This is a genomic window from uncultured Escherichia sp., assembly GCF_948475835.1.
Classification (GTDB): Bacteria; Pseudomonadota; Gammaproteobacteria; order Enterobacterales; family Enterobacteriaceae; genus ECMA0423.
Genome location: NZ_CAOLGM010000016.1, coordinates 1 through 10,967 on the forward strand (window position 1 = coordinate 1; position 10,967 = coordinate 10,967).

Annotated in this window: 7 protein-coding genes; all 7 read left to right on the plus strand. The window is 51.8% G+C overall.

Annotated features, from left to right (window positions below):
• Nucleotides 1-1,633: putative selenate reductase subunit YgfK (gene ygfK / locus QZF50_RS05280; protein WP_290388831.1), on the plus strand; the 1,633-nt coding region annotated here is incomplete at its 5' end.
• A 2-nt stretch (nucleotides 1,634-1,635) separates the two neighbouring features.
• Nucleotides 1,636-2,964, plus strand: a complete 1,329-nt coding sequence (gene ssnA / locus QZF50_RS05285; protein ID WP_000906280.1) for a putative aminohydrolase SsnA — start codon at nucleotides 1,636-1,638, stop codon at nucleotides 2,962-2,964.
• 50 nt (nucleotides 2,965-3,014) lie between these two features.
• A complete protein-coding gene (ygfM, locus tag QZF50_RS05290; protein ID WP_290376099.1) occupies nucleotides 3,015-3,794 on the plus strand; it encodes a molybdopterin-dependent oxidoreductase FAD-binding subunit in 780 nt (259 codons plus the stop codon).
• Nucleotides 3,791-6,661 (plus strand): molybdopterin-dependent oxidoreductase Mo/Fe-S-binding subunit, encoded by a 2,871-nt coding sequence (locus QZF50_RS05295; RefSeq protein WP_000583628.1) that lies wholly within the window; start codon nucleotides 3,791-3,793, stop codon nucleotides 6,659-6,661. Before ygfM ends, QZF50_RS05295 begins: the two co-directional genes overlap by 4 nt.
• A gap of 164 nt (nucleotides 6,662-6,825) precedes the next feature.
• The gene (xanQ, locus tag QZF50_RS05300) at nucleotides 6,826-8,226 is read left to right on the plus strand and encodes a xanthine/proton symporter XanQ (RefSeq protein WP_061892529.1); all 1,401 of its coding nucleotides are present in this window, start codon (nucleotides 6,826-6,828) and stop codon (nucleotides 8,224-8,226) included.
• 17 nt (nucleotides 8,227-8,243) lie between these two features.
• Nucleotides 8,244-9,560 (plus strand): guanine deaminase, encoded by a 1,317-nt coding sequence (gene guaD, locus QZF50_RS05305; protein WP_001295158.1) that lies wholly within the window; start codon nucleotides 8,244-8,246, stop codon nucleotides 9,558-9,560.
• A 35-nt stretch (nucleotides 9,561-9,595) separates the two neighbouring features.
• Nucleotides 9,596-10,963, plus strand: a complete 1,368-nt coding sequence (gene ghxQ, locus QZF50_RS05310) for a guanine/hypoxanthine transporter GhxQ (RefSeq protein WP_000012163.1) — start codon at nucleotides 9,596-9,598, stop codon at nucleotides 10,961-10,963.
• The last annotated feature ends 4 nt before the right edge of the window (nucleotides 10,964-10,967 follow it).

Here is a 10,967-nt window from a genome sequence, read left to right on the forward strand (position 1 = left end):
CTACCAACACAACGCTCTGCCCGCCATTACCGGTCATATTTGCGATCACCAGTGCCAATACAACTGTACCCGCCTGGATTACGACAGTGCGCTGAATATCCGCGAACTGAAAAAAGTCGCGCTGGAAAAAGGTTGGGATGAATATAAGCAACGCTGGCACAAACCCGCCGGTTCTGGTTCACGCCATCCGGTTGCCGTGATTGGTGCAGGTCCGGCGGGTCTGGCAGCAGGTTACTTCCTTGCCAGAGCGGGCCATCCGGTTACGCTGTTTGAACGCGAAGCCAATGCTGGCGGCGTGGTGAAAAATATCATTCCTCAGTTCCGTATTCCTGCAGAGTTAATTCAGCACGATATCGATTTTGTTGCCGCTCACGGCGTGAAATTTGAGTATGGCTGCTCACCCGATTTGACCGTTGAACAGTTAAAAAATCAGGGCTTCCACTATGTTCTGATTGCCACCGGCACTGATAAAAATAGCGGTGTGAAACTGGCGGGCGACAACCAAAATGTCTGGAAATCACTCCCCTTCCTGCGTGAATACAACAAGGGTACAGCGCTCAAGCTGGGCAAACATGTGGTCGTTGTCGGGGCGGGTAACACCGCAATGGACTGCGCTCGTGCGGCGTTACGCGTTCCAGGCGTAGAAAAAGCAACGATCGTTTACCGTCGTTCACTGCAAGAGATGCCCGCATGGCGCGAAGAGTATGAAGAAGCGTTGCACGACGGCGTGGAGTTCCGTTTCCTGAATAATCCGGAATGTTTCGATGCTGATGGCACCTTAACCTTGCGCGTTATGTCGCTTGGCGAACCCGATGAGAAAGGTCGTCGCCGTCCGGTTGAAACCAACGAAACAGTAACACTGCATGTAGACAGCCTGATCACCGCCATCGGTGAACAGCAGGATACTGAAGCCCTGAATGCGATGGGCGTACCGCTGGACAAAAACGGCTGGCCAGACGTCGACCATAATGGCGAAACTCGTCTGACTGACGTCTTTATGATCGGCGACGTACAGCGCGGACCATCCTCCATTGTCGCTGCTGTCGGAACCGCGCGTCGGGCGACCGATGCCATCCTTAGTCGGGAAAATATCCGTTCCCACCAGAACAATAAATACTGGAACAACGTCAATCCGGCGGAAATCTATCAACGTAAAGGCGATATCTCTATCACGCTGGTGAACAGTGACGATCGTGATGCGTTTGTCGCGCAGGAAGCCGCTCGCTGCCTCGAATGTAACTACGTTTGCAGCAAGTGTGTGGATGTCTGCCCGAACCGCGCCAACGTCTCCATTGCGGTCCCAGGCTTCCAGAACCGTTTCCAGACGCTGCACCTCGACGCTTACTGTAACGAATGCGGCAACTGCGCTCAGTTCTGTCCGTGGAACGGTAAACCGTACAAAGACAAAATCACCGTCTTCAGCCTGTCGCAAGACTTTGATAACAGCAGCAACCCAGGCTTCCTGGTGGAAGATTGTCGGGTACGCGTACGTCTGAATAACCAAAGCTGGGTGCTGAACATCGACAGCGAAGGCCAGTTCGACAACGTACCACCGGAGCTGAACGATATGTGCCGCATCATCAGCCATGTCCACCAGCATCATCATTATCTGCTGGGCCGCGTGGAGGTGTAATCATGTTGATTCTGAAGAATGTCACCGCAGTACAGTTACACCCGGCGAAAGTGCAGGAAGGCGTTGATATCGCCATCGAAAATGATGTGATTGTCGCTATCGGCGATGCCCTGACGCAACGCTACCCCGATGCCAGCTACAAAGAGATGCATGGTCGGATTGTGATGCCGGGAATTGTCTGCTCGCACAACCATTTTTACTCGGGGCTTTCCCGCGGAATTATGGCAAACATCGCCCCCTGCCCGGATTTCATCTCAACGCTGAAAAATCTCTGGTGGCGGCTCGATCGCGCCCTTGATGAAGAGTCGCTCTATTACAGCGGGCTGATTTGTTCCCTGGAAGCGATTAAGAGCGGATGTACATCGGTTATCGATCACCATGCCTCTCCGGCGTATATCGGCGGGTCGCTCTCCACATTGCGCGACGCATTTTTAAAAGTTGGCCTGCGCGCGATGACCTGTTTTGAAACTACTGACCGTAACAACGGCATCAAAGAGTTGCAGGAAGGTGTAGAAGAAAACATCCGCTTCGCCCGTCAGATTGATGAGGCGAAGAAAGCAGCAACCGAGCCGTATCTGGTGGAAGCACATATCGGTGCTCACGCGCCGTTTACCGTGCCAGATGCCGGTCTGGAGATGCTACGTGAAGCCGTGAAAGCCACAGGCCGTGGTTTGCATATTCACGCTGCGGAAGACCTTTACGACGTTTCCTACAGTCACCACTGGTACGGCAAAGACCTGCTGGCACGACTGGCGCAATTCGATCTCATCGATAGCAAAACGCTGGTCGCTCATGGGCTTTACTTGTCGAAAGATGACATCACCCTACTCAATCAGCGCGATGCGTTCCTGGTGCATAACGCCCGTTCAAACATGAACAACCATGTCGGCTACAACCATCACCTTAGCGACATCCGCAATCTGGCGTTGGGAACGGACGGCATTGGTTCGGACATGTTTGAAGAGATGAAATTTGCCTTCTTTAAACATCGCGATGCGGGTGGTCCGCTGTGGCCTGACAGTTTTGCCAAAGCCCTGACTAATGGCAACGAACTGATGAGCCGCAACTTTGGCGCGAAATTTGGGCTTCTGGAAGCCGGTTACAAAGCTGATTTAACCATTTGCGATTACAACTCGCCGACGCCGCTGCTGGCAGACAATATCGCCGGGCATATCGCTTTCGGTATGGGCTCAGGCAGCGTTCACAGCGTAATGGTCAATGGTGTGATGGTCTATGAAGACCGTCAGTTTAACTTCGATTGCGATTCCATTTATGCACAAGCCAGAAAAGCCGCTGCCAGTATGTGGCGTCGGATGGATGCGCTGGCATAAATGACAGATGCCCTCTTCCCGCAGGGAAGAGGGTTAAATAAGGAAAGAAGATGATTGAACAATTTTTCAGGCCCGACTCTGTCGAACAGGCGCTGGAACTGAAGCGCCGCTACCAGGATGAAGCCGTCTGGTTCGCCGGGGGCAGCAAACTCAATGCTACACCAACCCGTACCGATAAAAAGATTGCCATTTCCTTACAGGATCTGGAACTGGACTGGGTTGACTGGGATAACGGTGCACTGCGGATTGGCGCAATGTCTCGCTTGCAGCCACTGCGTGATGCGCGATTTATTCCTGCAGCGCTGCGTGAAGCCCTCGGTTTTGTTTACTCACGCCATGTTCGTAATCAGTCGACCATTGGTGGTGAAATCGCCGCCCGCCAGGAAGAGTCGGTGCTGCTTCCCGTCCTGTTGGCACTGGATGCTGAACTGGTTTTTGGCAACGGCGAAACGCTGTCAATCGAGGACTACCTGACCTGCCCATGCGATCGCCTGCTAACCGAAATTATCATTAAAGATCCGTATCGCACCTGTGCGACCCGCAAAATTAGCCGTTCTCAGGCAGGTTTAACCGTCGTGACGGCAGCCGTTGCAATGACAGACCACGACGGTATGCGAATTGCGCTGGATGGCGTCGCCAGTAAAGCACTGCGTCTGCATGATGTCGAAAAACAAAATCTGGAAGGCAATGCACTTGAACAGGCTGTCGCCAACGCCATTTTCCCGCAGGAAGATTTGCGGGGCAGCGTGGCCTATAAACGCTATATCTCGGGAGTTCTGGTAGCCGACCTGTATGCCGACTGCCAACAGGCTGAGGAGGAAGCCGTATGATCATCCACTTTACTTTAAATGGCGCGCCTCAGGAGCTAACCGTTAACCCAGGCGAAAACGTGCAAAAGCTGTTGTTTAACATGGGAATGCACTCTGTACGCAACAGTGATGATGGCTTCGGGTTTGCTGGTTCTGACGCAATAATCTTTAACGGTAATATCGTTAACGCGTCCTTGCTTATTGCCGCACAGTTAGAGAAGGCAGATATTCGTACCGCAGAATCTCTGGGCAAATGGAACGAGTTAAGTCTGGTTCAACAGGCAATGGTTGATGTTGGCGTGGTGCAGTCTGGTTATAACGATCCAGCTGCAGCTCTGATTATCACCGATCTTCTCGATCGCATCGCCGCACCTACCCGCGAAGAGATCGACGACGCGCTTTCTGGTTTGTTCAGCCGCGATGCTGGCTGGCAGCAATACTATCAGGTCATTGAACTGGCGGTTGCACGTAAAAATAATCCGCAGGCCACCATTGATATCGCTCCGACTTTCCGTGACGACCTAGAAGTCATTGGTAAGCATTATCCTAAAACTGATGCCGCGAAAATGGTGCAGGCGAAACCCTGCTATGTTGAAGACCGCGTAACGGCTGACGCCTGCGTCATTAAAATGTTACGTAGCCCACACGCTCACGCACTGATTACTCATCTGGATGTCAGCAAAGCTGAAGCCTTACCGGGCGTCGTTCACGTTATTACTCACCTGAATTGCCCGGATATCTACTATACCCCGGGTGGTCAGAGCGCACCGGAACCGTCACCGCTTGACCGCCGTATGTTCGGCAAGAAAATGCGTCACGTCGGCGATCGTGTTGCTGCGGTCGTCGCAGAAAGTGAAGAAATTGCGCTCGAAGCACTGAAGCTCATCGACGTTGAATATGAAGTGCTTAAGCCGGTAATGTCGATCGACGAAGCAATGGCGGAAGATGCGCCTGTCGTGCACGATGAACCGGTGGTGTATGTTGCTGGTGTGCCAGATACTCTGGAAGACGATAACAGCCATGCAGCCCAGCGCGGCGAGCATATGATCATCAACTTCCCGATCGGTTCTCGCCCTCGCAAAAATATCGCCGCCAGTATTCATGGTCATATTGGCGATATGGACAAAGGCTTTGCCGATGCCGATGTGATCATTGAGCGAACCTATAACTCAACGCAGGCACAGCAGTGCCCGACTGAAACACATATCTGCTTTACCCGGATGGACGGCGATCGTCTGGTTATCCACGCCTCCACCCAGGTACCATGGCACTTACGCCGCCAGGTCGCGCGCCTCGTGGGCATGAAACAGCATAAAGTTCATGTCATTAAAGAGCGAGTTGGCGGCGGTTTTGGTTCCAAACAGGACATCCTGCTGGAAGAAGTGTGCGCCTGGGCAACCTGCGTGACCGGGCGTCCGGTACTGTTCCGCTACACCCGTGAAGAAGAGTTTATTGCTAACACCTCTCGTCACGTCGCGAAAGTCACCGTCAAACTGGGAGCGAAAAAAGATGGTCGCCTGACGGCAGTGAAGATGGATTTCCGCGCCAACACTGGCCCTTACGGCAACCACTCACTCACCGTACCGTGTAACGGACCGGCGCTGTCGCTGCCGTTATATCCGTGCGATAACGTCGATTTCCAGGTCACCACCTACTACAGCAACATTTGCCCAAATGGTGCTTATCAGGGTTATGGCGCACCGAAAGGTAACTTCGCTATCACCATGGCATTAGCGGAACTGGCTGAACAGTTACAGATCGACCAACTGGAAATTATCGAACGTAACCGGGTACACGAAGGGCAAGAGCTGAAAATTCTCGGTGCAATCGGTGAAGGTAAAGCGCCGACCTCCGTTCCTTCCGCCGCCAGCTGTGCACTGGAAGAGATCCTGCGTCAGGGTCGCGAGATGATCCAATGGTCGTCACCGAAACCGCAAAATGGTGACTGGCACATCGGTCGCGGCGTCGCCATTATCATGCAGAAATCGGGTATCCCGGATATCGATCAGGCTAACTGCATGATCAAACTGGAATCGGACGGCACCTTTATCGTTCATTCTGGCGGTGCGGATATTGGTACTGGTCTGGATACTGTAGTGACGAAACTGGCAGCAGAAGTGCTGCACTGCCCACCGCAGGACGTGCATGTTATCTCCGGTGATACCGATCATGCGTTGTTTGATAAAGGCGCATATGCCTCGTCCGGTACTTGCTTCTCAGGTAACGCGGCGCGTTTGGCAGCGGAAAATCTGCGGGAGAAAATTCTGTTCCACGGCGCGCAAATGTTGGGTGAGGCAGTGGCAGATGTTCAACTGGCAACGCCGGGCGTCGTGCGCGGCAAGAAAGGCGAAGTCAGCTTCGGGGATATTGCTCATAAAGGCGAAACCGGCACCGGCTTTGGTTCACTGGTGGGAACTGGCAGTTATATCACGCCTGATTTCGCCTTCCCGTATGGCGCAAACTTCGCTGAAGTTGCCGTCAACACGCGTACGGGTGAAATCCGCCTGGATAAATTCTACGCCTTGCTGGACTGCGGTACACCGGTCAACCCGGAATTAGCATTGGGACAAATCTACGGTGCTACCCTGCGAGCTATCGGCCACAGTATGAGCGAAGAGATCATTTATGACGCCGAAGGTCACCCGTTAACGCGTGATTTACGCAGTTACGGCGCACCGAAAATTGGTGACATTCCGCGTGATTTCCGCGCTGTGCTGGTGCCGAGCGACGATAAAGTCGGCCCGTTCGGGGCGAAATCGATCTCGGAAATCGGTGTAAATGGCGCAGCTCCGGCGATTGCTACCGCAATTCACGATGCATGCGGCATCTGGTTACGCGAATGGCATTTCACACCGGAGAAAATACTCACTGCGCTGGAAAAAATATAAATAATAAATGGCCGCTTCGGCGGCCTGTTTCTCTGTTTGGACGATGACTAAATAGTGACTGCGAAAATGAGATAAGCCGTTCTCAAGGCGTCCTGCGCCCCAAATTCGTGGGAATTTATTTTACTAATTCAGATGATCAAATTTACTTTAAAAGGAGTGAAGGGATGTCTGATATAAACAATGCAGGTTCTGACCTTATATTTGAACTGGAGGATCGCCCTCCCTTTCATCAGGCTCTCGTTGGTGCCATTACCCATCTGTTGGCAATTTTCGTTCCGATGGTAACCCCCGCGTTAATCGTGGGGGCGGCCTTACAGCTTTCCGCTGAAACAACTGCCTATCTTGTTTCTATGGCGATGATCGCCTCTGGTATTGGTACCTGGTTACAAGTAAACCGCTACGGCATCGTCGGTTCTGGCCTACTCTCAATTCAGTCAGTCAATTTTTCATTTGTTACGGTCATGATTGCGCTGGGCAGCAGCATGAAAAGCGACGGTTTTCACGAAGAGTTAATCATGTCGTCGCTTCTCGGCGTCTCCTTCGTTGGCGCATTTCTGGTTGTCGGATCTTCATTTATCTTGCCCTATTTACGTCGGGTTATTACGCCTACCGTCAGCGGTATTGTGGTACTGATGATCGGCTTAAGCCTGATTAAAGTCGGCATTATCGATTTTGGTGGAGGATTTGCAGTCAAAAGCAGCGGTACGTTCGGCAATTACGAACATCTCGGCGTTGGTTTATTGGTTTTAATTGTGGTGATCGGCTTTAACTGCTGTCGCAGTCCGTTGCTACGCATGGGAGGGATCGCCATTGGGCTATGTGTCGGCTATATCGCATCGTTATGCCTGGGCATGGTGGATTTCAGCAGTATGCGCAATTTGCCGTTAATCACCATCCCGCATCCGTTCAAATACGGCTTTAGTTTTAGCTTCCATCAGTTCCTGGTGGTTGGCACGATTTATCTGCTTAGCGTGCTGGAAGCAGTCGGCGATATCACCGCCACGGCAATGGTTTCCCGCCGACCCATTCAGGGAGAAGAGTATCAGTCCCGACTGAAAGGCGGCGTGCTGGCAGACGGTCTGGTTTCTGTTATCGCCTCCGCTGTCGGGTCATTACCCTTAACCACGTTTGCGCAAAATAATGGGGTTATTCAGATGACTGGCGTCGCTTCACGTTATGTCGGGCGAACCATCGCGGTAATGCTGGTTATCCTCGGTTTGTTTCCGATGATTGGCGGCTTCTTCACGACCATTCCCTCGGCAGTTCTGGGAGGCGCAATGACGTTGATGTTTTCCATGATTGCCATCGCTGGGATTCGCATAATCATCACCAACGGTTTAAAGCGCCGAGAAACACTTATTGTCGCCACTTCTTTAGGTTTAGGACTTGGCGTCTCCTACGATCCCGAAATTTTTAAAATATTGCCAGCCTCTATTTATGTACTAGTTGAAAACCCTATTTGTGCTGGCGGGTTAACTGCGATTTTATTAAATATTATCCTCCCTGGTGGCTACCGACAGGAAAACGTTCTGCCTGGTATTACCTCAGCGGAAGAGATGGATTAACAGTAAAGGAGTCAATGATGTCAGGAGAACACACGTTGAAAGCGGTACGAGGCAGTTTTATTGATGTCACCCGTACGGTCGATAACCCGGAAGAGATTGCCTCTGCGCTGCGGTTTATTGAGGATGGTTTATTACTCATTAAACAGGGAAAAGTGGAATGGTTTGGCGAATGGGAAGACGGAAAGCATCAAATTCCTGACACTATTCGCGTGCGCGACTATCGCGGCAAACTGATAGTACCGGGCTTTGTCGATACACATATCCATTATCCGCAAAGTGAAATGGTGGGGGCCTATGGTGAACAATTGCTGGAGTGGTTGAATAAACACACCTTCCCTACTGAACGTCGTTATGAGGATTTAGAGTACGCCCGCGAAATGTCGGCATTCTTCATCAAGCAGCTTTTACGTAACGGAACCACCACGGCGCTGGTGTTTGGCACTGTTCATCCGCAATCTGTTGATGCGCTGTTTGAAGCCGCCAGTCATATCAATATGCGTATGATTGCCGGTAAGGTGATGATGGACCGCAACGCACCGGATTATCTGCTCGACACTGCCGAAAGCAGCTATCACCAAAGCAAAGAACTGATTGAACGCTGGCACAAAAATGGTCGTCTGCTATATGCGATTACGCCACGCTTCGCCCCGACCTCATCTCCTGAACAGATGGCGATGGCGCAACGCCTGAAAGAAGAATATCCGGATACGTGGGTACATACCCATCTCTGTGAAAACAAAGATGAAATTGCCTGGGTGAAATCGCTTTATCCTGACCATGATGGTTATCTGGATGTTTACCATCAGTACGGCCTGACCGGTAAAAACTGTGTCTTTGCTCACTGCGTCCATCTCGAAGAAAAAGAGTGGGATCGTCTCAGCGAAACCAAATCCAGCATTGCTTTCTGTCCGACCTCCAACCTTTACCTCGGCAGCGGCTTATTCAACTTGAAAAAAGCATGGCAGAAGAAAGTTAAAGTGGGCATGGGAACGGATATCGGTGCCGGAACCACTTTCAACATGCTGCAAACGCTGAACGAAGCCTACAAAGTATTGCAATTACAAGGCTATCGCCTCTCGGCATATGAAGCGTTTTACCTGGCCACGCTCGGCGGAGCGAAATCTCTGGGCCTTGACGATTTGATTGGCAACTTTTTACCTGGCAAAGAGGCTGATTTCGTGGTGATGGAACCCACCGCCACTCCGCTACAGCAGCTGCGCTATGACAACTCTGTTTCTTTAGTCGACAAATTGTTCGTGATGATGACGTTGGGCGATGACCGTTCGATCTACCGCACCTACGTTGATGGTCGTCTGGTGTACGAACGCAACTAATAATAAAACTTTAACATCCTCGTGAGGACATCATTATGTCTGGAGACATCCTACAAACACCGGACGCACCAAAGCCACAGGGCGCGCTGGATAATTATTTTAAAATTACCGCTCGTGGCAGTACCGTTCGTCAGGAAGTACTGGCTGGCTTAACGACCTTTCTGGCCATGGTTTATTCCGTTATCGTCGTTCCGGGAATGCTGGGCAAAGCAGGTTTTCCTCCCGCAGCTGTGTTTGTTGCCACCTGTCTGGTCGCGGGCTTCGGCTCGTTGCTGATGGGGTTGTGGGCCAATTTGCCAATGGCGATTGGTTGTGCGATTTCCTTGACGGCATTTACCGCATTCAGTCTGGTACTCGGGCAACAAATTAGCGTTCCTGTCGCACTGGGCGCGGTCTTTCTGATGGGCGTCATCTTCACCGCTATTTCCGTAACCGGTGTGCGTACCTGGATCTTACGTAATTTACCGATGGGTATCGCTCACGGTACAGGTATCGGTATCGGCCTGTTTCTGCTGCTGATTGCTGCTAACGGTGTGGGTATGGTTATCAAAAACCCGATTGAAGGCTTGCCAGTGGCGCTCGGTGCGTTTACCTCCTTCCCGGTGATGATGAGCTTGCTGGGGCTGGCGGTCATCTTCGGTCTGGAGAAGTGCCGCGTACCCGGCGGGATCTTGTTGGTGATTATCGCAATTTCGATTATCGGCTTAATCTTTGACCCAGCGGTGAAATACCACGGTCTGGTGGCGATGCCAAGTCTGACTGGCGAAGATGGTAAGTCTCTGATTTTCAGCCTCGATATTATGGGCGCACTCCAGCCAACCGTACTTCCGAGTGTACTGGCATTGGTGATGACCGCAGTGTTCGACGCCACTGGCACCATCCGTGCCGTCGCCGGTCAGGCGAATTTGTTGGATAAAGACAACCAGATCATCAACGGCGGCAAAGCCCTGACCAGTGACTCAGTAAGTTCAATATTCTCCGGTCTGGTGGGCGCAGCGCCCGCAGCGGTTTATATCGAATCAGCGGCAGGAACCGCCGCCGGGGGTAAAACAGGGTTGACCGCAACCGTAGTGGGGGCGTTATTCCTGCTGATTCTGTTCTTATCACCGCTGTCATTTTTGATCCCTGGTTACGCCACTGCACCCGCTCTGATGTACGTGGGTTTGCTGATGTTAAGTAACGTCTCGAAGCTGGATTTCAATGATTTTATTGACGCTATGGCTGGCCTGGTGTGTGCCGTGTTCATCGTTCTGACTTGTAATATCGTTACCGGTATTATGCTGGGCTTTGTGACACTGGTCGTAGGCCGCGTCTTTGCACGCGAATGGCAAAAGCTGAATATTGGTACGGTGATCATTACTGCCGCACTGGTCGCATTTTACGCGGGTGGTTGGGCAATCTAATAGA

Bases quoted from the DNA above. Each gene is read 5' to 3' on its own strand.
- ygfM (WP_290376099.1), top strand. From the start codon at position 3,015: ATGATTGAACAATTTTTCAGGCCCGACTCTGTCGAACAGGCGCTGGAA.
- xanQ (WP_061892529.1), top strand. From the start codon at position 6,826: ATGTCTGATATAAACAATGCAGGTTCTGACCTTATATTTGAACTGGAG.
- ssnA (WP_000906280.1), top strand. From the start codon at position 1,636: ATGTTGATTCTGAAGAATGTCACCGCAGTACAGTTACACCCGGCGAAA.
- QZF50_RS05295 (WP_000583628.1), top strand. From the start codon at position 3,791: ATGATCATCCACTTTACTTTAAATGGCGCGCCTCAGGAGCTAACCGTT.
- ghxQ (WP_000012163.1), top strand. From the start codon at position 9,596: ATGTCTGGAGACATCCTACAAACACCGGACGCACCAAAGCCACAGGGC.
- guaD (WP_001295158.1), top strand. From the start codon at position 8,244: ATGTCAGGAGAACACACGTTGAAAGCGGTACGAGGCAGTTTTATTGAT.